A 19785-nucleotide genomic window follows, 5' to 3' on the forward strand; every position below is an offset into this window, starting at 1 on the left:
GAGGCCAAGGCGCTAAGCTCATGAAACTGCTCAAGCTTGTCCCCAACGACACGAACATCCGCTTTCTCAAGCTGCGAGTGCCCTTCTTCGTTGTCAGCCTCCTGCTGATTGTCGCAAGCTGGGGCCTCGTGTTCACGCAAGGGCTCAATTACGGTGTCGATTTTGCCGGGGGTCAGGAAGTGCGCCTGACCTTCGAGGATCAGGATGAGGCCCCGATACCGGCCCTGCGCGAACTTGTCGGCGGGCTCGGCTATGGCACGCCCGTGGTGCAGGAATTCGGCGCGCCCAACCAGGTCTCCATCCGCGTCCCGCTGCCCGAGGAGGTTGAGGCAACGCCGGGCGCGGCAACCGAGATCGGCAACGCGGTGATCGCCACCATCGCGCAGGAATATCCGGGCGCGCGCACCGATGGGAACGACACGGTTTCGGGCAAGGTCGCGGGCGAGTTTCGCGAGGCAGCGCTGATCGCCCTGATCGCCGCCATGGTCGCGGTTGCGCTCTATATCTGGATCCGGTTCGAGTGGCAGTTCGGCGTGGGCGCGCTGTTTGCCCTGTTCCACGACGTGTCGCTGACGCTGGGCCTGTTCTCGGTTTTTCAGCTCGAATTCTCGCTTCAGATCATCGCCGCGATCCTCTCGATCATCGGCTATTCCTTGAACGATACGATCGTCGTCTACGACCGCATCCGCGAGAACCTGAAGAAGTTCCGCAAGATGCCACTGCCCGAGCTGCTCGACCTGTCGATCAACGAGACGCTGGCGCGCACCGTCATGACCTCGCTGACCCTGCTGGTTGCGCTGCTTCCGCTCTTGCTGTTCGGCCCTGAGAGCCTCTTCGGTCTCGTCGCCGCGATCACCGCCGGGCTGTTCATCGGAACCTATTCGAGCGTCTATCTTGCGAGCCCAATTCTGATCTGGCTCGGGGTCGATTCCAACAGCTTCGTACCGCAGGAAACCGAGATCGAGCGGCAGGAAAAGGCTGCCCGCGATCGGTCCCGAGGCGTCGTCTAGGCGATCAGCTGATCGTACCGCGCCGCCAGCTCGTGCGCGTGCGCGGTCCAGTCAAAGCGCTCCGCAATGGCCGCCACCGCCTGCGGGTCGGGCGGATCGGACAGAACCGCCTCAACCCCGGCGGCGACCGCAGCAGGGGTGCGTTCGACGAGGCGCCCGGCCACCCGGCTCGCTATCACATCGCGCGCGCCGCCGACATCGCAGGTCACCACAGGCGTGCCGCAGGCGAGCGCTTCGACCCAGACGTTGGCCAACCCCTCATTCGCGGTTGGCAGCACCATGATGTCGGCCGCTGAAAGCAGGAGCGGCAAGAGATCGTGATCGACAGACCCTGTGAAATGGACCCGTTCGGCAAGGCCCAGTTCGCTCGCCAGATTTCGCAGCGTCGCCTCTTCCTCGCCCTTGCCAACGACCAGCAGCCGAGCGTCCGAATGTTCCGGCGGCAGGCGGGTAAGCGCTTCGATTGCGATGTGGTGCCCCTTGCGCTTGATCAGCGCACCCACGCTTGCAAGGATCGGCGCCGCATCGGGCAGAGCAAAGCCCAGCTCCCGGCTCAATTGCGCGCGCAATTGCGTGTGGCCAAAGGGGCGAAACCGGTCGCGATCAAGCCCGGTGTGGTGGACGGTGAACCCGGATCGTTCGACACCAAGGCGCGCTGCCGCCTCGTCCGCCAGCGCGGCGCTGACGGCAAACAGGCCAGAAGCTTGCTGGGCGGCCTCGCGCATGGCCTTCCTGGCAAAGTCGAAACGGCTCCAATAGGTGATGTCGCTCCCACGCGCCTTTATCGACAGGGGCTTGCCGAGCGAGCGAGCCAGAATGGCTGCGGCGGGACCGTCCGGGAAAAAGAACTGCGCATCGACAAGATCAACTGGCGTGTCAGCGTGGATTGCGCGCGCGATGGGAAGCGCGGCGCTGGCCACCGCATCCGGGTTTCGGCGCGCACCAATGCGCGGGATCAGCGTGAAGCGCGGGCGGTGGACGGCAATCCCTCCCTCTTCGGCCTCTTCGGGAAGGTCCATGAGGCCGCGATAGCGGGATGATAGCCCGCCTATGCCGAGCGGCGGCAGGCCCAGCGGATTGATAACGCTGACGGTCCAGTGCGTGCGGGAAGCAAGGTTTTCCATTGAGCGCGCGACAAAGGCGCCGAACCGCGGATTGGCGGGGTTGGGGTATAGCGTGCTCAGGACGAGGACGTGCGGCATCGTGGGGCGCAGCTAGGGCGCGGCGCTTGGCGCGGCACTGGACTTGGCAATGGGCGTGATACCGGGCGCGTTGCGAAGCCGGGCGCCGCCAAATCCCCTCACAGCCTGCGCACCAGCATCTCGGTCACCCCAATCCAGGGCGGACTGTCGATGACCTGCTGTTTTTGCCCGCTTTGGACAGGCAGTACGCCGACCAGCGATCCGTTGGTGTCGATCAGACGGCCAAACACGAACCGTCCCCCCGCACGCGGGACCAGGCAGTCGCGATTGATGGCTCGGCCAGCATCGCTTGCTTCGATCCGGCGCAACCAGATGAGATCACCAGGGCGATACTCGCTGATCGCCGCGGTCACTTCCATCACCATCATCAGCGCGGAGTTCGACCCTTGTGCGAGTTCGTGCGGGAACAGCGCTTCGCGCGGGGCTGGAAGCGCCGCGGCCTCCCCATGGCTTAGTTCCGCGATCACGCGTGGTCGGTCCTGCGCTTCGGACCGAACGAGCGTTTCGGGATCGACGCCAAGCGCGGCGCCAATGCGATCCATCCATTTGGTCGACAGCGTGCGCGTCCCGGTTTCAAGCCGCCCAATCGTTTGCGCGGTGGTGGGCGGCTCGCACGCCGCGGCGAGATCGGCGAGCGTCAGGCTCTTGGCGCGTCGGATTTCGCGGATGCGATTGATCATGGAATACCCCTTGAGCGGCTCTTTGAACCAAATCGGTTTCCCCTTTCCTACAGAATGGCGTCTTTGGCAAGGCTTGCCGCAGCCCAACTCCGGGCCGCTTGAAAGGGAGACACCATCATGAAGCGCCACCTTGTCGAACGCGAACTCACGTCTGAAGGACCAAAGCGCAGCGGTGGGGCGCGCGGAAAGCGGCGCACGGTCACGGTCAATCTGGGCGAATCGCCGATTGCGTGGCTTCATGCGCGCGGCCATCTGGAAGACCGCCTGTTCAGCGCCGGCGAAGCCCTGCGCGGCGATTATGAACGCTCCCAACTCTCGCCCAACGTCACCATGCGCTGGGATCCGGTGCGGGTGAAGACCGGCAAAGGAGCAAGCGCGGATCGGGGCCTGTCGCCAACCGAACGTCAGATAGCCGCCAAACGCCGCTTTGACGGCGCGATTGAAGCGGCGGGCAAGGGGCTCGACGACATTCTATGGCGCGTCGTGTGCGCCGGTGAAGGATTGCCCGATGCCGAGAAGACGCTCGGCTGGCCCGCGCGAAGCGGCAAACTCGTGCTACGGCTCGCGCTCGACCGGGTTGCGGACTTCTATCGGATAGCGTGAGAGAGGGTCCGCGCCCACAGCTTGTCGACAGGCGGAGAAACCGGCTCCCCTCCCGCATGCGGGAGGGGCAGGGAGTGGGCCTGATTACGCGCCTGCGGTCAATAGTTCAGGCTTCGCCGCCTTCGCAGACCGACCTAATCGGCCAGCTTGCCGGTCGCAGCGCGATAAACGCCGATCGGGATCAGGGCTGTGAACATAATTCCGAACAAAAGCGTGAAGAAAGTCGGCTCAAAATCGCGGCTAAGCATAAGCGCACGGCGCATGCCCGGCGCATAGGCCCATTCCGGCACCGAGCCAGGAACCCACCAGACATACAAAAGATAGGGGCCCCAAACCGCCAGAAGTGCAAATGCGAGAAGAAACTTGGTTAGCTTTGACATAGACTTCTTACCCCTTACCCAGGTTTCGCGCTTATCCGTGCGAATACTGAAGAAAGGGTCAAAAGGCCTGTGCTTCGACGCCTTTGATCGTCAAGATTGGCGGTTCTTGCCGGGGCTATTCGCCCGTCCCATAGAAAAAGCGCTCTTCAACGACCTTGCCGTCTTCGACAGTGTAGACGCCGACCTCTTCCATCTGCGAGCGCTCTCCTTCCATGGTGACATCCATGCCGTAACGGACCGCGAATTGATTGCCGAAGACATAGGGGCCTTCGGTGGTGGTCGAATGCACCTCGGTGTTTTCGAACCACCAGGCGTGTTTCTGCAGCAATTGGTCGCGGCCCTCGACGCGCGTCATCGGCCCATCGCCGGGTTCGAGACTGACGATATCTTCCGACCAGAACGCCTGATAGCCTTCGGCGTCGTCATCCATCACCTTTTGCGTGAAATCCTTGGCAATTTGTTCAATCGACATTGTCGCTCTCCCTCTTCATCCTTGTGCAATCTAACGCCGCCGCTTGGCGGAGCAATCGCGGCGTTCGGCGTGGAAGATTATTCGTCTCAGGACAGTGTTCCAAGTGTTCCAGGCGTTGCGTACGCGCGACGAATCGAGTGGGTCACGCGCTCAAAGCCGCGTGGATGCGCCCGCGCACGGAGGGCAGTGTGTCGCTTTCGAACCACGGGTTCTGCGCCATCCAGAGCCGCGCGCGCCAGGCGGGATGGGGCAAGGGGAGGTAGGGAGCAAGCTCTTGCGCCCTGCGCACCCGATCGGTCATCGACCAGCGCCGGGTGGCGGGCAGATAGTGGCGTTGCGCGTAGGCGCCCACCAGCAGCGTCAGACGGTCGGGTGGAAGGGTGTCGAGCACGCGCCGGTGCCAAAGCGGCGCGCATTCGGGGCGGGGCGGCGCGTCGCCCCCGCGCGCCTTTCCGGGATAGCAGAACCCCATCGGAACCAGCGCGACGGTGTCCGGATCGTAAAAGGAAGGCTTGTCCATGCCGAGCCAGCCGCGCAGCCGGTCTCCGCTGTCATCGTCCCAGGGAACGCCGCTTTCGTGCACCCTGGAGCCGGGGGCTTGCCCGATGATGAGGATCCTGCTGCGTTCGGAGAACTGGACCACCGGGCGCGGACCGAGTGGCAAGTGAGCGGCGCAATGGGTGCAACCGGCGATCTCGCGTTGGAGGGTCTCGGCGGCCGCGCTCACCCCTCGACCCGCTCGGCGAGCTCCAGCCAGCGCTCCTCGGCTTCGTCCTTCTCGGCGCGTGCGTTCTCGAGTCCCTTGGAGATCGTGGCGAAACGCTGCGGGTCCGTGGTGAACAGGTCCGGGTCCGCCAGGATCGCCTCGCCCCTGGTGATGGCCGCTTCGAGCTCCTCGATGCGCGCCGGGAGGAGCTCGTAATCGCGCTGGTCCTTGTATGAGAGCTTGTCCGACTTGGGCGCAGCGGGGGCCGGCGTTGGTGCAGGCGGGGATGTTGGCGAGGCGCTTTTGGGCTTGCCGGTTACCGGCTTGCGGCGCTTGGCCTGCCAGTCCTCGTACCCGCCCGCGACAACGTCCACGCGGCCCGATCCATCAAGGCCAAGCGTCACGGTAACGGTCTTGTCCAGGAAATCGCGGTCGTGGCTGACGATCAGGACAGTCCCCTCGAAGTCGGCGATCACCTCCTGCAGAAGGTCAAGTGTCTCCAGGTCGAGATCGTTGGTCGGTTCATCGAGCACCAGCAGGTTTGCCGTGCGCGCAAACTCGCGCGCGAGCAGCAGGCGCGAACGCTCACCGCCCGACAGGATGCCGACCTTGGTGTCGACGATCTTGGGATCGAACAGAAACTCCTTGAGGTACGCCTGCACGTGCTTGCGGCTCCCACGCACATCGATCCAGTCGCCGCCTTCAGCAAGGATGTCGCGCACGCTGGCGCCGGGTTCGAGGAGCTTGCGCTGTTGATCGATCATCACACCGCTCAAAGTGCGGGCGTGAGTGACCGTACCCTCATCGGGCTCCAGTTCCCCGGTGAGCATCTTGAGCAGCGTAGTCTTGCCCGCGCCGTTGGCGCCAACAATGCCGATCCGGTCGCCGTTCTGGATGCGCAGGGAGAAGGGCTTGATGACGGCCCGGTCGCCAAACGTCTTCGAGATGCCCTCCGCGACGATGACCGACTTCGACTTGAAGTCCTCGTCATTGGCAAGTTTCAGCCTGGCTGCGCCGCTTTCGGAGATCATCGCCGCGCGCGCCGCGCGCATCTGGTTCAGCTTTTCGAGCCGCCCCTGATTGCGCTTGCGCCGCGCGGTTACGCCGCGTTCAAGCCAGTGCGCCTCGATCTTCAGCTTCGCATCGAGCTTCCCCGCCGCCCGCGCTTCCTCGGCATAGACCTGCTCTTCCCACGCCTCATAGCCGCCAAAGCCCACTTCCTTGCGCCGCAACGTCCCCCGGTCGAGCCACAGTGTGGCTTTTGTCAGGCGTTTGAGAAAGGTGCGATCGTGGCTGATGGTGATGAAGGCACCAGTATAGCGGCTGAGCCAGTCTTCCAGCCAGTCAATCGCGCCCAGATCAAGGTGGTTGGTCGGCTCGTCGAGCAGCAGCAGGTCCGGGTCCTGGGCCAGCGCGCGGGCGATCGCGGCGCGGCGTCTTTCGCCTCCGGAAGCGGTCGCGGCGTCGCGCGCCATGTCGATATCGAGTTGGCCTGCGATCGCTTCCACTTCATGGGCCGCTGGCGCGTTCTCTCCGGCGAGCGCGAAGTCCATGAGGCTTGCAAAGCCCCTGAAGTCAGGCTCCTGCTCCAGGAAGACGATCCGCGTGTTCGGCTTTACCCGCCGTGTGCCACGATCCATTTCGATCCTGTCATCGATCAGACGCAAGAGCGTGGTCTTCCCCGCGCCGTTGCGCCCGATCAGCGCCAGCCGATCGCCGGGCAGGACATGCAGGTCGATGGGCTCCGCGCCTTCGCCCGGCTTTGGCCCGCCAAACAGCCAGCGCCCGCCTTGCTGGAGGCCAAGCCCTTCAAGACTGAGGATCGGTGGTTGCGCCATAGGCTGCGCCACCTAGGAGCTTGCAAGGGTGCAAACAAGCCGGTTCAGTGCCGAGCAAGGCGAGGATTGCCAAAGGCGAGCAGGAGGAGGGTACCCATCATGATCCGCACAGCCTGTGTTGCTGGCCTGCTGACGCTCGCCAGTGTCGCTCTGACCCCCGCGCAAGCCGCCGAGATCGAGATCGAGGCCGAGGGGCCGGTCATTGAGCTCAACATCTACGAAAGCGTCACGGTCGAACCCGACCTTGCAACCATCGGAGCGGGCGTGAACACCGAAGCGCAGACCGCTGTCGAAGCAATGCGCGCCAACGCTGAGGCGATGAATGCGGTGATCGATCGGATCAAAGCCCTCGGCGTGGCGGAAGAGGACATTCAGACCACCGGCATCAACCTCAACGCGCGTTTCGACTACGATCGTCAGAACCGCGAGCAGGTCTTTCGGGGTTATCAGGTTTCCAATCGCGTGCGCGTCAAATTGCGGGAGATCGAGGAGGTTGGGGCCACGCTCGATGCGCTTGTCGCGGCTGGCGCGACCGATCTCGACGGACCGCACTTCTCGATCGAAGACGACGAGGGCGCCAAGGAACAGGCGCGCAGCCGGGCGCTTGAACGCGGGATGGAACGCGCCCGCGCCTACGCGGCGATGCTGGGTGCGGAGGATGTCCGCGTTCTGGAAATCAGCGAAACGCTGCAAGGCCAGTCACGCTTTTCGCGCGCGGCTGTGGCCGAAGCCGCGGCGGACGAGATCGTTCTGAGCGCGAGCCCGGTCCAGCCCGGCCGGGTAAGCACCGGTGTTTCGCTGATCATGAAGTTCGAGGCGGTTGGGGCGGAGACGGCCGAGCCAACCGGCGACGACTGATCCGCCGTGCGCGGTGACTTTGACCCTGGTTCGTCTCTGGACGCAAGATCGACCGCCATTCACAGCTTGTTCAACGCGCATCCGATAGGCATGACAGTCTTATGAAACCGCATCGCACCTGGCTGTTTGCTCTTACCGGCGCTTTCGCGTTGGGCGGATTGGCTGCGCCTGTTGCCGCGGACGTTGTCGTCAAGACCTCCTACTTTGCCCAGTCCAAACAACGACATGATCAGGGTGAAGCGCGCAAGGAAATGAAGGCGGGCAACCAGCTTTCGCTGCGCGAGATCGAGAAGCGCGTTCTTCCGAAGATGCGCGGCGCGGAGTATCTTGGTCCGGCTTACGACGCGGCAGCGCATGCCTATCGCCTCAAGTTCATCAAGGATGGCCGCGTGATGTACGTCGATGTCGATGCCCGCACTGGTCGGATAATCAACCGGTCCCGGTAGCGCTCGGTTCCTCGCTTGACCTTGATCCTTTGAACGCTCACCACTCGTACGTATGTAAGCAATATCTGACGGGGAATCATGCGAATCCTGATAGTTGAAGACGAACCCACGCTTGGCCAGCAGCTCAAATCGACGCTTGAGCAAACCGGCTATGCGGTGGATTTGTCGACCGACGGTGAAGACGGCCATTTCCTTGGCAGCACAGAGGATTACGACGCCTGTATCCTCGACCTTGGTTTGCCTGAGATCGACGGCTTGAGCGTTTTGGGTATGTGGCGCAAAGAGGGGCGCAACTTCCCCGTGCTGGTGCTGACCGCACGCGACAGCTGGTCCGACAAAGTCGCCGGGCTTGATGCGGGCGCGGACGATTACCTTGCCAAGCCCTTCCAAACCGAAGAGCTTATCGCCCGCTTGCGCGCGCTGATCCGTCGCGCCTCGGGTAACACGTCGTCCGAGCTCACCGCCGGCAACGTCCGGCTGGACACACGCTCGGGCCGGGTGACGCTCGACGGGGAGCCGGTGAAGCTGACCGCGCAGGAATACAAGCTGCTTTCCTACCTGATGCACCACAAGGGCAAGGTCGTCAGCCGGACAGAGCTGATCGAGCACATTTATGATCAGGACTTTGATCGCGATTCCAACACGATTGAGGTCTTTGTCACCCGTATCCGCAAGAAACTTGGCGCAGAAGTGATAACGACGATCCGTGGCCTCGGTTACAGCCTCGACGACCCGGCAGACGCCCCCAGAGCGTGAGGACGCGCCAGAACCGGTGACGGTTGCGCCCGTGTCCGGCGGAGACGCGGCGCACCCTGCTGAAAGCGACAAACACACCCACGCCGTCGCCGAGGATCATCCTCGAGGCAGTCTGGCGCGGCGGATGGGGCTTATCGCGACCGGGTGGATCATGGTTCTGCTGTTGGGTGGCGGGCTTGCGCTCGACCGGACCCTGGAAGGACAGGTCCAGGACAACTTTGACGAGCAACTCGAATACATCCTGACCGCGATGATCTCGTCGGCGGAGATCGATCCATTGGGCGATGTCTATTTCGAGTTGCGGCTAGGCGATCAGCGCTTCCTCGAGCCGGGAAGCGGGGTTTATTGGCAGGTGAGTGGCGGCTCCTCGCTTCCCTATCCCTCGCGCAGCCTCTGGGATCGAGAGCTGGAACTGCGCGACGTCGTTGGACCGGATGGCGAATTCCCGAACGGGCCGATCTTCTACGATTCGGACCAGTTTCCCGACGAACCGCTGCGGATCGTGCAGCGTACGGTGGTCTTGCCCGGCAGCGAGACGCGCTGGACGTTCGCAGTTGCCAGCACACAGGAAGAAACCACCGAACAGTTGCAGAATATCCGGCTGATCCTGATTTGGAGCTTCGCCGTACTCGGGCTCGGCTTGATCGCCATGGCCATGCTTCAGATTCGCTACGGCCTGTCGCCCTTGCGGCGGGTGCGCGCGGCTATATCGAAGCTTCGAACGACCGGAGATAACCGGATTACCGAGCCGCTGCCCGCAGAGGTTCAGCCTTTGGTAGAGGAAGTCAACGCGCTGCTCGACCACACTGAGCGGCAGGCTGAGGAAGCGCGCATGCACGCGGGCAATCTGGCGCACGCCCTCAAAACTCCGCTGACCGTCCTCACGAACGCAGCCACGGCCCATGATCCCGATATTGCAACGGCGGTGTTTCGCGAAACCCGCGCGATGCAACGGCACGTCGATCACCACCTTGCCCGGGCCCGCGCCTTGGGGCGCCGCGCTGTCGGGCACGCGCGCACAAGCGTGCACTCTAGCGCTGAGGCCGTGGAGCGGGCGGTGGAACGGCTGTATCCGAATGTCCGTTTCGATATCGCCGGTAATCGGGAGGCCATGGTCGCCATTGAGCGACAGGATCTGGATGAGATTCTCGGGAATCTGATAGAAAATGCCGCGAAATACGGCGGGGGCAGCGTGTTCGTGACGATCGACGCGGAGCCGGGATCGAAGCAATGCCTGATCTGGATAGAGGATGACGGCATGGGCATTCCCGAGGCCGAACGCACACGCATCTTCGGTCGCGGCGCCCGGCTGGATACCGGCAAGCCGGGCACCGGGCTTGGGCTCTCGATCGTACGCGATGTGGTTGAGATTTACGGCGGCTCCGCGCGACTCGATGAGAGCGAGGATCTGGGCGGGCTCCTTGTGGAACTGAGCCTGCCCAGAGCTTAAAGTTCGGAGTTCCGGCTCACTTCCCGCGCGCGCTTTCGTGGTGGCGGATCACCTCGTCGATGATGAAACGCAGGAATTTCTCGCTGAATTCCGGATCAAGATCGGCCGCCTCGGAAAGCGCTCGAAGGCGCGCGATCTGACGCTTCTCGCGGTCGGGATCGGCTGGCGGCAGGGTGACCTTCGCTTTGTACTCGCCCACAGCTTGCGTAATCCGAAACCGCTCGGCGAGCATATGAATCAGCGCGGCATCAATGTTGTCGATGCTCTTGCGATAGACCGCGAGAACCGGGTCGGCTTCGCTTTCATCGGTGGGCGCATTGGCAACCGATGCGGGTGATGGGGTTTGCGTCTCATGCGCCATAGCCTTGCAAATACGCAGCAATTGAGAGCTTGCCAAGCGCTTGACCGCGCCCCTAAGGCTTTCATCATAATGAGCGCTGACGTCGTCCCCCTGCCGCGCAAACGGCCTTCGCTTGAGCCCATGCTTTCGTTGACCGCAACGGGGATGAATTCGGTCAACTCGGTCATCCTTGACCGAATGCAGAGCGAAATCCCACTTATTCCGCGGCTTGCCGGTCATCTTATCTCGGGCGGGGGGAAGCGGTTGCGGCCCATGCTGACGCTCGCTGGTGCCGAACTGGTCGGCTATAAGGGGGAACGCCATCACAAACTGGCGGCGGCGGTAGAGTTTATCCACACGGCGACGCTTCTTCATGACGATGTGGTCGACGGCAGCGAGTTGCGCCGGGGCAAGGCGGCGGCCAACATCGTGTTCGGCAACCCTGCTACAGTGCTGGTTGGCGATTTCCTCTTCAGCCGCGCGTTCGAGCTCATGACCGAAGACGGATCCTTGCGCGTGCTCAGCATCCTGAGCCGGGCGAGCGCTGTGATCGCCGAGGGCGAGGTATCGCAGCTCACCGCGCAGCGCCAGATCGAAACCAGCGAAGAGCGGTACCTGCACATCATCGGCGCCAAGACCGCAGCATTGTTTGCGGCCGCCAGTCAGATCAGCGCGGTCGTTGCCGAATGCAGCGAAGAACAAGAGCGCGCGCTCGAAGCTTTTGGCCGCAACCTTGGCGTGGCTTTCCAACTTGTCGATGACGCGATCGATTACGATTCGGACGCGGCCGAGATGGGCAAGGACCAGGGCGATGACTTTCGCGAAGGGAAGATGACATTGCCGGTGATCCTCGCCAACGCGCGCGGCGATGCAGACGAACGCAAGTTCTGGAAGGATGCCATCATCGGCCATCGCACGTCGGATGACGATCTGGCTCACGCGATCGCGCTCATTAAGAAGCACAACGCGGTCGAAGACACTCGGGCGAGGGCACGGCATTTTGCTCAAAGGGCAATCGATGCGATCTCCATTTTCCCCGACGGCAAAGCGCGCCGCGCCATGGGAGAAGCGGCTGAGTTCGCGGTTGCTCGAGGCTATTGAGCAAGCCAAATTCTAGTCGCTATTCGACCGGTCATGAGCGCCGATCTTCCCATCAGGGCTGTTCTTCCAAAAGTCAGCGACAGCTTGCGCGAAGACGGCGCGGCCGTCCTCATCGCACCGCCGGGAGCGGGCAAGACCACGGCGGTCGCTCCCGCTCTGCTCGCAGAGCCGTGGTGCACAGGCGAAGTCATCCTGACTTCCCCGCGCCGTGTGGCGGCCCGCTCGGCCGCTGAACGCATCGCGGAGCTCTTGGGTGAAAAGGCGGGCGAGACGGTCGGATACCAGACCCGGATGGATAGCAAGCTATCGGCTCGCACACGCATTCGGATCGTGACGGAGGCCATTCTCGTCAACCGGTTGGTGGCCGATCCGGAATTGCCCGGTGTATCGGCCATCCTGTTTGATGAGGCGCATGAGCGGCATCTCGAAAGTGATCTTGCTCTGGCCTTGGCGCTTGAAAGTCGGGCGGTGCTGCGCGAGGATCTGCGCTTGCTGGTAATGTCGGCCACGATTGATGGCGCGCGTTTTGCTCGGCTGCTTGGAGAAGGCGCTGCGACTATCGAAAGCGCAGGCCGCAGTTATCCGTTTGAAATTGAATGGCTTGGGAGCGACCCTTCGAAATCGACAGAAGCGCAGGTGGTGGCTGGGGTCATGCATGCGTGGCGCGCCTCGCAAGGCGATATCCTAGCCTTTCTGCCCGGCGTGCGCGAGATCGAACGGACGCGCGAACGGCTTTTGGAGCGTTTGCCCGACGCTCTCATTCTCCCGTTGCACGGCCAAGTTGAACCCGTAGGGCAGCGCGCCGCTATCCGCCGTGACCCCCATGGTCGGCGCCGCGTCGTGCTTGCCACCTCGATCGCCGAGACCTCGATCACCCTGGATGGCGTTTCGCATGTGGTGGACAGTGGGTTGGCGCGATACGCCGAATTCGATCGAGCGGCGGGGACCACGCAGTTGGTGACGCGACGAGCCAGTCAGGCGGCCGCAGCGCAGCGAGCTGGACGCGCCGCGCGGCAGGGTCCAGGCGTCGTTTATCGTCTGTGGGAGGAAGCCGGTCACGCGGGGCGTCCGGAATTCGCGCCGCCCGAGATCGAGACGGCTGACCTGACCGCGCTAACCTTGCGCCTCGCGCGATGGGGAACGCACGATCCTGTCAGCCTGTCCTGGCTCGATCCACCACCTGAGGCCTCGATTGCCGCCGCTCGAGCCAACCTTGAGGCGATGGGCGCGATCGACGCAGCTGGCCGTATCACCGCTCTTGGCGAGGCGATTGTTTCCATGCCCATGGCGGCGCACGAAGCCGCAGCGCTTCTGCACGCGGGCCAGGCCGGATTAGCGGCTGAGACTGCAGAACTGGTCATGCTGTTGCAAGAGCGGGGCCTTGGTGGACGAAGCGAAGATCTGCTCCAGCGGCTCTCGCGCTGGCGCAGCGAGACTTCGCGTCGGGCGGACACCGCGCGACGGATCGCGCGAGGCTGGAGCGAGCGAGCGCAGAAGCTAGCGGTCGACATGGACAGCGCGATTGAGCATCCGGCCGAAGCCTTGGCGCTCGCGCGGCCCGATTTCGTTGCCCGGCGGCGCGATGCGAAGGGCGAGCGTTGGCTGAGCGTGGGTGGTCGCGGCTTCACTCTGGACCCCGCTTCCCCGTTGGCGCGGGCGGAATGGATGGTGATTGGCGATGCTCAGGGTGCGGCCCGTTCGGCGCGGATCACGGGAGGGGTTGAGCTCAGCAGCGCGCAGATCGAGCGGCTGTTCAAGGCCAAGCTGGGCGAGCGATCCGTGGCCAACTGGAACGCCGAGAAGAACCGCGTTGAAATGCGCCGCGAGCGGCGGCTGGGCGCGATTGTGCTTTCGTCAGACCCTGATGGTGAGCCTGATAATTCGGTCATATTGGACACCCTCTTGCAGAAGGCGCGCGAGCGACTGGCAGAGCTGTTTCCCGCCGGATTTCTGGATCGAGCGCGTTTCGCCGGTGTTCAGGCGCTTTTGCCTGACGCGCTCTCCTCCAACGCCGAATTGTGGCTAACGCCTATTCTTGAGGGGAGGCGAGACCTGAATGTCGACCCTAAGCAGGTCGTCGAGGCGGCGCTTGGGCTCCTCGACTGGAACACGCGTCAGGCCTTTGAACAGAGCGCGCCTGCGTTCTTTAGCTCGCCAGCAAACACTCGGCATCCGATCGACTACACTGGCGACGATGCGCCAAGTGCAGAAGTCCGCGTACAGGCGCTCTTTGGCCTCGACCGGCACCCCATGATCGGCTCGACGCCGTTATTGCTAAAGTTGACGAGCCCCGCTGGTCGCCCCATTCAATCGACACGCGATCTGCCTGGCTTCTGGCGTGGCTCCTGGTCCGATGTGGCAAAGGACATGAAGGGCCGGTATCCCAAGCATCGCTGGCCCGACAGGCCATGGCTCGAAAAGCCGAGCCTGAAGACGAAAAACGCCTTCAATCGCGGCTGAGATTCGATTATTGGCGGCCGCGCAAAGGGATCAAAGAGCCATGGCAGCGTTAATTTACCAGATACCCAAGAGCGCTATGCAATCGGGCAAGGCGAAGACCGACACCTGGGTGCTTGAGTTCGAGCAATCCGAGGCGCGCCGCCCTGACCCGCTTATGGGCTGGACGGGAAGTGGTGACACCCAATCGCAAGTGAAACTGACGTTTCCGACCAAGGAGGCCGCCAAAGCTTACGCCGAGAAGCATGGTGTTGTGGCACGGGTGCACGCAACGCCAACCAAAAGGCTCAAGCTGCAGTCCTATGCCGATAATTTTCGCTGATTGATTTTTGCCGGCCGCCTCGCCATATGCTGTGTCGGGAGTCGGGTGGACGTTTGCGTTCGCTCACCGGGTCAGGTCCGGAAGGAAGCAGCCCAGGTGAATTGCGGCGGGTCGCTCGGCTCCTCTTCGTTCTCGCAATCGGCGTCATGACAAATGGGCCAATAGGGCCTAGCGTTGATCTGTGACCGATTCCGATCCTGATCTGCCCGAGACCGAGGAAGAGACCGCCCCCAGCGCCGCTGAGCTGGAAGCGGCTGGGCAAAACTCCATGTTTGGAGATGCGCCGCCCGAACCGGTGCAGGAGCCAGCGCCAGAGCCAATGAGCGCGGACAGCAAGCCATCGGCTCAACCCTACCGTGTGCTGGCACGCAAATACCGCCCGCAGACCTTTTCCGAGCTTGTTGGCCAGGAGCCGATGGTCCGTACGCTCGCCAACGCGATCGAGCGCGACCGGCTGGCGCACGCCTTCCTGATGACCGGGGTGCGCGGGGTGGGCAAGACTTCGACCGCGCGTCTGATTGCCAAGGCTTTGAACTGCATCGGCCCGGACGGGAAAGGTGGCCCTACAATTGATCCGTGCGGAGTGTGCGAGAATTGCGTCGCCATCGCCGAGGGACGCCACATCGACGTCATCGAAATGGACGCCGCCTCCAACACGGGTGTCGACGACGTTCGCGAAATCATCGACGCGGTACGCTACGCGGCGGTCTCGGCGCGCTTCAAGATCTATATCATCGACGAGGTGCACATGCTCTCGCGCAACGCCTTCAACGCGTTGCTTAAGACGCTGGAAGAGCCGCCAGCGCATGTGAAGTTTCTTTTTGCCACCACCGAGGTCGAAAAACTGCCAGTGACCGTGCTTAGCCGCACGCAGCGCTTTGACTTGCGGCGCATTCCGGCGAGCCTCCTTACCGAGCATTACGCCAATGTATGCAGGGCCGAAGGCGTGGAAGCGGAGGACGAAGCCCTGCGCATCATTGCCAACGCGGCGGAAGGCTCGGCGCGTGACGGGCTCTCGATCCTGGATCAGGCAATCGCGCATGCGGATCTGGAAACCTCAAAGGCAATTACAGCCAGACGTGTGCGCCAGATGCTTGGCCTTGCCGATAAGGGCGCGCAGCGCAGAGTTCTTGAGGATATCTTGCAAGGCGACGCACAGGCTTTGCTGGTCGGCGTCGATGAGCAATACGCGCTCGGTGTTGAGCCCCTTGCGTTGATGCGCGCGCTTATGGACCTTGTTCACAAGATCACGGTTGCACAAGTCTCGGGCGCTGAGCCGGATGCGCCGGGCGAAGAGGAGCGCAGGGCGCTTGCTGAATTCGCCGAGCGGCTGAGCGCGGGACAACTCCATCGCCTTTGGCAATTGCTTCTGAAGGGTCACGAGGAAGTGCGCGCCGCGCCCGATCCGCTGGTTGCGCTGCAAATGGCGCTGCTGCGCGTGCTGCACGCCGCCGACATGCCCGATCCCGGCAGCCTCGCGCGCCGCATCGAGGAGATCGGCGCCGGAGCCGCGGCTAAGCCAGTGGCCGATCGCGCTTCATCCGCCGACCATCCCACCGCTTCGACCACTGAATCAGCCGAGCTCAATTGGGCACAGCTCGTCGAGGAAATCGATCAGGCGGGCCAAATGCACGCTGCCGAAATCATGCGTTCGCGCGTGCGCGTTCTTGAACTCGCACCCCAGCGCCTAATATACAGCCGGGCCGACGATTTTCCCGATGATCCAGGCCCCGATGTGCGCGAGGCCTTGCTCAAGTTTACCGGCAAGCGCTGGCAGGTCGAAAAGGGTGACGGAGAAGGCGCGCCAACTCTGCGTGAACAAGCCGAAGCCGAGGCCAAGGCGCAGCGCGAGGCAACCTTGTCCGATCCGCTTGTGAAGGCCGCTTTTGCCGCCTTTCCGGATGCAGAGTTGATCGAAACCCCGCCGGCATCTGAAGACGCGCCCGCAAAGCGTTCGGTTTCCGGCACACCATGAAGATGAGAATCAGGAGCCCCAAGCCATGAAGAGCATGGAAGAAATGATGCAAGCCGCGCAGCAGGCTGCGGAATCGATCCAGAAGCAGATGAACGACATGCAGGTGAAGCTCGACGCGATCGAGGTCGAGGGGACGGCGGGCGGAGGCCTCGTCACCGTGCGCGCCACCGCCAAGGGCCGCATCCTCGGCGTTTCGATCGACGACAGCCTTATGAAGCCCGAAGAGAAGGGCATCGTCGAAGACCTAGTCACCGCCGCCTTTAACGACGCGCGCGACAAGGCGGACCGAGTGTCGGCGGAGCAGATGAAGGAAATGCAGGGTTCAATGGGCCTGCCGCCGGGGTTTAACCTGCCGGGTATGGGGTAAGGCGTTATCCGGATATAGAATGGCAAAGGACACAAAGCTTCATCCGTGCCCTTGTTGCTCCAAGTTGACCATTTCGGAGCTGGGTGGTTAAGAGCTCTGTGAAGTCTGTGAAGTCTGTGAAGTCTGTGGATAGGAGGATGACCCTGTCCAGAGCGCTGATCCTACTTTTGCAGGGGAAGCAAACGAAGAGACCTTGATTCAAGCTCGCGCGAGCTGGCTGAAGAGTCAGGTAGTCAACGACTAAACCCAGGTCGGCTTCAGGAGACTTTAAAGCGAGTTGCTTTACATCCGAACCAACGAGCATCCACAGCTTCCTGGCGCGCACCATTGCGAGGCTAGGTAGCGCTACCCATATTCCTTTCAAAGGCACGCTCAAATGGCGGCTATGGATGTATGAATATGACCGAACAGTTCCCTCTTCTCCCTTTGCGCGATATTGTCGTTTTTCCCGGCATGGTCGTGCCCCTGTTTGTGGGCCGCGAAAAGTCGGTGGCCGCGCTCGAAGCGGCTATGGACGCCTCGAAGGACATTTTCCTGCTCGCGCAGCTTGACCCCAGCACCGACGATCCCGAAGGCACGGACCTCTACGACACCGGCGTGGTGGCGCAGGTTCTTCAGCTCTTGAAGCTGCCAGACGGCACCGTGCGCGTTCTGGTCGAAGGCACGCACCGCGCCAGGCTGTCTGAGCTGACGACTCGGGACGGTTACGTGATGGCCGATGTCGAGTTGATCGAACCCGAAACGGTGGCCGGCAGCGAAGTCACCGCGCTGATGCGCCAGGTCGTTGAGCAATTCAGCGAATACGCCAAGCTCAACAAGAAAATGAGCGATGATGGCGACAAGTCCAGCGGAGACCTTTCGGACGTGGACGACGCCGGTCAATTGGCGGACACGATCGCTGCCGCGCTGAGCGCCAAGGTTTCCGACAAGCAGGCGCTACTGACCGAGCCAAGTCCCTTGAAGCGCTTGGAACTGGTCATGGCCTTTATGGAGGGCGAGCTTTCCGTGCTGCAGGTCGAGCGCAAGATCCGTGGGCGCGTCAAACGCCAGATGGAGAAGACCCAGCGCGAATACTATCTCAACGAGCAATTGAAGGCGATCCAGAGCGAACTGGGCGGCGGCGATGGCGATGACCTCGACGAGATCGCCGAGCTGACCGAAAAGATCGAGAAAACCAAGCTTTCCAAGGACGCCAAGGAAAAGGCGACCGCCGAGCTAAAGAAACTCAAGGGCATGCAGCCCATGAGCGCTGAGGCGACCGTGGTGCGCAACTATCTTGACGTTCTCCTTGGCCTGCCCTGGGGCAAGAAGAGCCGCGTCAAGAAAGACATCGCCAAGGCGCAGGAGGTGCTCGACGCCGATCATTACGGGCTTGAGAAGGTCAAGGACCGGATCATCGAATATCTCGCCGTGCAGGCGCGCACCAACAAACTCAAAGGTCCGATCCTGTGCCTTGTCGGCCCTCCGGGTGTGGGCAAGACCTCGCTTGGCAAGTCCATTGCCAAGGCGACGGGCCGCGAGTTTGTGCGCCAGTCGCTCGGCGGCGTGCGCGACGAGGCCGAGATCCGCGGTCACCGACGGACCTATATCGGCTCTATGCCGGGCAAGATCGTCAACAACCTCAAGAAGGCGGGCACAAGCAATCCGCTCTTCCTGCTCGACGAGATTGACAAGCTTGGCCAGGATTTCCGCGGCGATCCGGCCTCCGCCTTGCTCGAAGTGCTGGACCCTGAGCAGAATGACAAATTCCAGGACCACTACCTCGAACTCGATCTCGATCTCAGCGACATCATGTTCGTGACCACGGCGAACAGCCTCAACCTGCCGCAGCCGCTGCTCGACCGGATGGAGATCATCCGGCTTGAAGGCTACACGGAAGACGAGAAGGTCGAAATCGCCAAGCGCCACCTACTGCCCAAGCAGATTAAGGAACATGGCCTGAAGGACGGCGAGTTCGAGCTGACCGAAAAGGGCCTGCGCGACCTCATTCGCTATTACACTCGTGAGGCAGGTGTGCGCACGCTGGAGCGTGAGATTGCGCGGCTGTGCCGCAAGTCCCTGCGCAAGATTCTGGAGAAAGAGGCGAGCAGCGTTTCGATCACGCCCGAAAACCTGGGCGACTTTGCTGGCGTGCGCAAATTCAAGCACGGCACGTCGGAGGAAGAGGCGCAAATCGGCGCTGTCACCGGGCTTGCCTGGACGAGCGTGGGTGGCGAGCTGCTGACGATTGAAAGCGTGACGACGCCAGGCAAGGGGGAGATCAAGACCACAGGTAAACTGGGCGAAGTGATGACCGAGAGCGTCGCGGCTGCTTTCAGCTTCGTGAAGTCGCGCGCGCCCGCATACGGTATCAAGCCGAGCCTGTTCCAGCGGCGCAACGTTCATATCCACCTTCCCGAAGGCGCGGTGCCCAAGGATGGGCCGAGCGCGGGAATCGGGATGGTGACCTCCATTGTATCGACACTCTCCGGCGCGCATGTGCGGCCCGATGTGGCCATGACCGGGGAGGTTACCTTGCGTGGGCGGGTGCTGGCCATTGGCGGTCTCAAGGAAAAACTGCTCGCGGCGCTTCGCGGCGGGATCAAGACCGTGCTCATCCCTGAGGAGAACGTGAAGGACCTCGCTGAGATACCCGACAACGTCAAGGATGGCCTGGACATCGTTCCGGTCGCGCATGTCGATGAGGTGCTGGAGCGTGCGCTTACCGATATGCCGACGCCGATTGAGTGGAGCGAGGCGGACGACCTGGCAAGCCAGCCCGGCGCACAGGCGGGCGAGGGCTCGACGGGGTCAGGCGCGGCTACCGCGCACTAATCGGCTGA

At 62.6% G+C, this 19785-nt stretch carries 19 protein-coding genes and 1 other RNA gene; 13 read left to right on the forward strand and 7 right to left on the reverse strand.

Annotated elements, in window-relative coordinates:
• Positions 1-20 precede the first annotated feature (20 nt).
• On the forward strand, positions 21-1010 hold the full coding sequence (gene secF, locus QNI87_RS01230; RefSeq protein WP_300592858.1) for a protein translocase subunit SecF: 990 nt from the start codon (positions 21-23) through the stop codon (positions 1008-1010).
• Here the strand turns inward: secF and QNI87_RS01235 are convergent.
• Positions 1007-2212 carry a glycosyltransferase gene (locus QNI87_RS01235; protein ID WP_300592861.1) on the reverse strand — a complete coding sequence of 402 codons (1206 nt, stop codon included), beginning with the start codon at positions 2210-2212 and terminating at the stop codon, positions 1007-1009. The two genes, secF and QNI87_RS01235, sit on opposite strands and share 4 nt — an antisense overlap.
• 98 nt (positions 2213-2310) lie before the next feature.
• The gene (locus QNI87_RS01240; protein WP_300592864.1) at positions 2311-2892 is read right to left on the reverse strand and encodes a helix-turn-helix transcriptional regulator; all 582 of its coding nucleotides are present in this window, start codon (positions 2890-2892) and stop codon (positions 2311-2313) included.
• A gap of 117 nt (positions 2893-3009) precedes the next feature.
• On the opposite strand from QNI87_RS01240, the gene QNI87_RS01245 reads away from it, so the two are divergent.
• Positions 3010-3495 (forward strand): DUF6456 domain-containing protein, encoded by a 486-nt coding sequence (locus QNI87_RS01245; protein ID WP_300592867.1) that lies wholly within the window; start codon positions 3010-3012, stop codon positions 3493-3495.
• Positions 3496-3629: 134 nt separating this feature from the next.
• Here QNI87_RS01245 and QNI87_RS01250 read toward each other — a convergent pair whose 3' ends face one another.
• From QNI87_RS01250 to QNI87_RS01265, 4 genes are all read right to left on the reverse strand, one after another.
• Positions 3630-3875 carry a hypothetical protein gene (locus QNI87_RS01250; protein WP_300592870.1) on the reverse strand — a complete coding sequence of 82 codons (246 nt, stop codon included), beginning with the start codon at positions 3873-3875 and terminating at the stop codon, positions 3630-3632.
• A 115-nt stretch (positions 3876-3990) separates the two neighbouring features.
• On the reverse strand, positions 3991-4347 hold the full coding sequence (locus QNI87_RS01255; RefSeq protein WP_300592873.1) for a nuclear transport factor 2 family protein: 357 nt from the start codon (positions 4345-4347) through the stop codon (positions 3991-3993).
• Positions 4348-4489: 142 nt separating this feature from the next.
• Positions 4490-5074, reverse strand: coding sequence for a uracil-DNA glycosylase family protein (locus QNI87_RS01260; protein ID WP_300592876.1), 585 nt, complete (start codon positions 5072-5074; stop codon positions 4490-4492).
• Positions 5071-6891 (reverse strand): ABC-F family ATP-binding cassette domain-containing protein, encoded by a 1821-nt coding sequence (locus QNI87_RS01265; RefSeq protein ID WP_300592878.1) that lies wholly within the window; start codon positions 6889-6891, stop codon positions 5071-5073. Before QNI87_RS01265 ends, QNI87_RS01260 begins: the two co-directional genes overlap by 4 nt.
• A gap of 99 nt (positions 6892-6990) precedes the next feature.
• Between QNI87_RS01265 and QNI87_RS01270 the strand changes: the two genes are divergently transcribed.
• From QNI87_RS01270 to QNI87_RS01285, 4 genes are all read left to right on the forward strand, one after another.
• Positions 6991-7749, forward strand: a complete 759-nt coding sequence (locus QNI87_RS01270) for an SIMPL domain-containing protein (protein ID WP_300592881.1) — start codon at positions 6991-6993, stop codon at positions 7747-7749.
• 101 nt (positions 7750-7850) lie between these two features.
• The gene (locus QNI87_RS01275; RefSeq protein ID WP_300592884.1) at positions 7851-8195 is read left to right on the forward strand and encodes a PepSY domain-containing protein; all 345 of its coding nucleotides are present in this window, start codon (positions 7851-7853) and stop codon (positions 8193-8195) included.
• A 78-nt stretch (positions 8196-8273) separates the two neighbouring features.
• Positions 8274-8951, forward strand: a complete 678-nt coding sequence (locus QNI87_RS01280) for a response regulator transcription factor (protein ID WP_300592887.1) — start codon at positions 8274-8276, stop codon at positions 8949-8951.
• Positions 8952-9075: 124 nt separating this feature from the next.
• On the forward strand, positions 9076-10401 hold the full coding sequence (locus QNI87_RS01285) for a HAMP domain-containing sensor histidine kinase (RefSeq protein ID WP_300595275.1): 1326 nt from the start codon (positions 9076-9078) through the stop codon (positions 10399-10401).
• Positions 10402-10417: 16 nt separating this feature from the next.
• On the opposite strand, the gene QNI87_RS01290 is transcribed toward QNI87_RS01285, so the two are convergent.
• Positions 10418-10762: a chorismate mutase gene (locus QNI87_RS01290; protein ID WP_300595276.1), complete on the reverse strand. Its 345-nt coding sequence runs from the start codon at positions 10760-10762 to the stop codon at positions 10418-10420.
• Between the two features lie 69 nt (positions 10763-10831).
• On the opposite strand from QNI87_RS01290, the gene QNI87_RS01295 reads away from it, so the two are divergent.
• The 7 genes from QNI87_RS01295 to lon all read left to right on the forward strand — a co-directional run bounded on the left by QNI87_RS01295 (position 10832) and on the right by lon (position 19777).
• A complete protein-coding gene (locus QNI87_RS01295) occupies positions 10832-11842 on the forward strand; it encodes a polyprenyl synthetase family protein (RefSeq protein ID WP_300592890.1) in 1011 nt (336 codons plus the stop codon).
• Positions 11843-11875: 33 nt separating this feature from the next.
• Positions 11876-14302 (forward strand): ATP-dependent helicase HrpB, encoded by a 2427-nt coding sequence (hrpB, locus tag QNI87_RS01300; protein WP_300592893.1) that lies wholly within the window; start codon positions 11876-11878, stop codon positions 14300-14302.
• Positions 14303-14342: 40 nt separating this feature from the next.
• Complete coding sequence (locus QNI87_RS01305) at positions 14343-14621, forward strand: ETC complex I subunit (protein ID WP_300592896.1); 279 nt, start codon at positions 14343-14345, stop codon at positions 14619-14621.
• Between the two features lie 34 nt (positions 14622-14655).
• An RNA gene (gene ffs, locus QNI87_RS01310) (signal recognition particle sRNA small type) lies at positions 14656-14750 on the forward strand.
• Positions 14751-14802: 52 nt separating this feature from the next.
• Complete coding sequence (locus QNI87_RS01315; RefSeq protein ID WP_300592899.1) at positions 14803-16596, forward strand: DNA polymerase III subunit gamma/tau; 1794 nt, start codon at positions 14803-14805, stop codon at positions 16594-16596.
• A gap of 25 nt (positions 16597-16621) precedes the next feature.
• Entirely contained in the window at positions 16622-16963 is a 342-nt protein-coding gene (locus QNI87_RS01320; protein WP_300592902.1) for a YbaB/EbfC family nucleoid-associated protein, read from the forward strand.
• Between the two features lie 399 nt (positions 16964-17362).
• Entirely contained in the window at positions 17363-19777 is a 2415-nt protein-coding gene (gene lon / locus QNI87_RS01325; RefSeq protein ID WP_300592905.1) for an endopeptidase La, read from the forward strand.
• Positions 19778-19785: the final 8 nt, after the last annotated feature.

The sequence above is a fragment of the Erythrobacter sp. genome, from assembly GCF_030066995.1.
Classification (GTDB): domain Bacteria; phylum Pseudomonadota; class Alphaproteobacteria; order Sphingomonadales; family Sphingomonadaceae; genus Erythrobacter.

Bases quoted from the DNA above. Each gene is read 5' to 3' on its own strand.
- secF (WP_300592858.1), top strand. From the start codon at position 21: ATGAAACTGCTCAAGCTTGTCCCCAACGACACGAACATCCGCTTTCTC.
- QNI87_RS01235 (WP_300592861.1), bottom strand. From the start codon at position 2,212: ATGCCGCACGTCCTCGTCCTGAGCACGCTATACCCCAACCCCGCCAAT.
- QNI87_RS01240 (WP_300592864.1), bottom strand. From the start codon at position 2,892: ATGATCAATCGCATCCGCGAAATCCGACGCGCCAAGAGCCTGACGCTC.
- QNI87_RS01245 (WP_300592867.1), top strand. From the start codon at position 3,010: ATGAAGCGCCACCTTGTCGAACGCGAACTCACGTCTGAAGGACCAAAG.
- QNI87_RS01250 (WP_300592870.1), bottom strand. From the start codon at position 3,875: ATGTCAAAGCTAACCAAGTTTCTTCTCGCATTTGCACTTCTGGCGGTT.
- QNI87_RS01255 (WP_300592873.1), bottom strand. From the start codon at position 4,347: ATGTCGATTGAACAAATTGCCAAGGATTTCACGCAAAAGGTGATGGAT.
- QNI87_RS01265 (WP_300592878.1), bottom strand. From the start codon at position 6,891: ATGGCGCAACCACCGATCCTCAGTCTTGAAGGGCTTGGCCTCCAGCAA.
- QNI87_RS01270 (WP_300592881.1), top strand. From the start codon at position 6,991: ATGATCCGCACAGCCTGTGTTGCTGGCCTGCTGACGCTCGCCAGTGTC.
- QNI87_RS01275 (WP_300592884.1), top strand. From the start codon at position 7,851: ATGAAACCGCATCGCACCTGGCTGTTTGCTCTTACCGGCGCTTTCGCG.
- QNI87_RS01280 (WP_300592887.1), top strand. From the start codon at position 8,274: ATGCGAATCCTGATAGTTGAAGACGAACCCACGCTTGGCCAGCAGCTC.
- QNI87_RS01285 (WP_300595275.1), top strand. From the start codon at position 9,076: ATGGGGCTTATCGCGACCGGGTGGATCATGGTTCTGCTGTTGGGTGGC.
- QNI87_RS01290 (WP_300595276.1), bottom strand. From the start codon at position 10,762: ATGGCGCATGAGACGCAAACCCCATCACCCGCATCGGTTGCCAATGCG.
- QNI87_RS01295 (WP_300592890.1), top strand. From the start codon at position 10,832: ATGAGCGCTGACGTCGTCCCCCTGCCGCGCAAACGGCCTTCGCTTGAG.
- hrpB (WP_300592893.1), top strand. From the start codon at position 11,876: ATGAGCGCCGATCTTCCCATCAGGGCTGTTCTTCCAAAAGTCAGCGAC.
- QNI87_RS01305 (WP_300592896.1), top strand. From the start codon at position 14,343: ATGGCAGCGTTAATTTACCAGATACCCAAGAGCGCTATGCAATCGGGC.
- QNI87_RS01320 (WP_300592902.1), top strand. From the start codon at position 16,622: ATGAAGAGCATGGAAGAAATGATGCAAGCCGCGCAGCAGGCTGCGGAA.
- lon (WP_300592905.1), top strand. From the start codon at position 17,363: ATGACCGAACAGTTCCCTCTTCTCCCTTTGCGCGATATTGTCGTTTTT.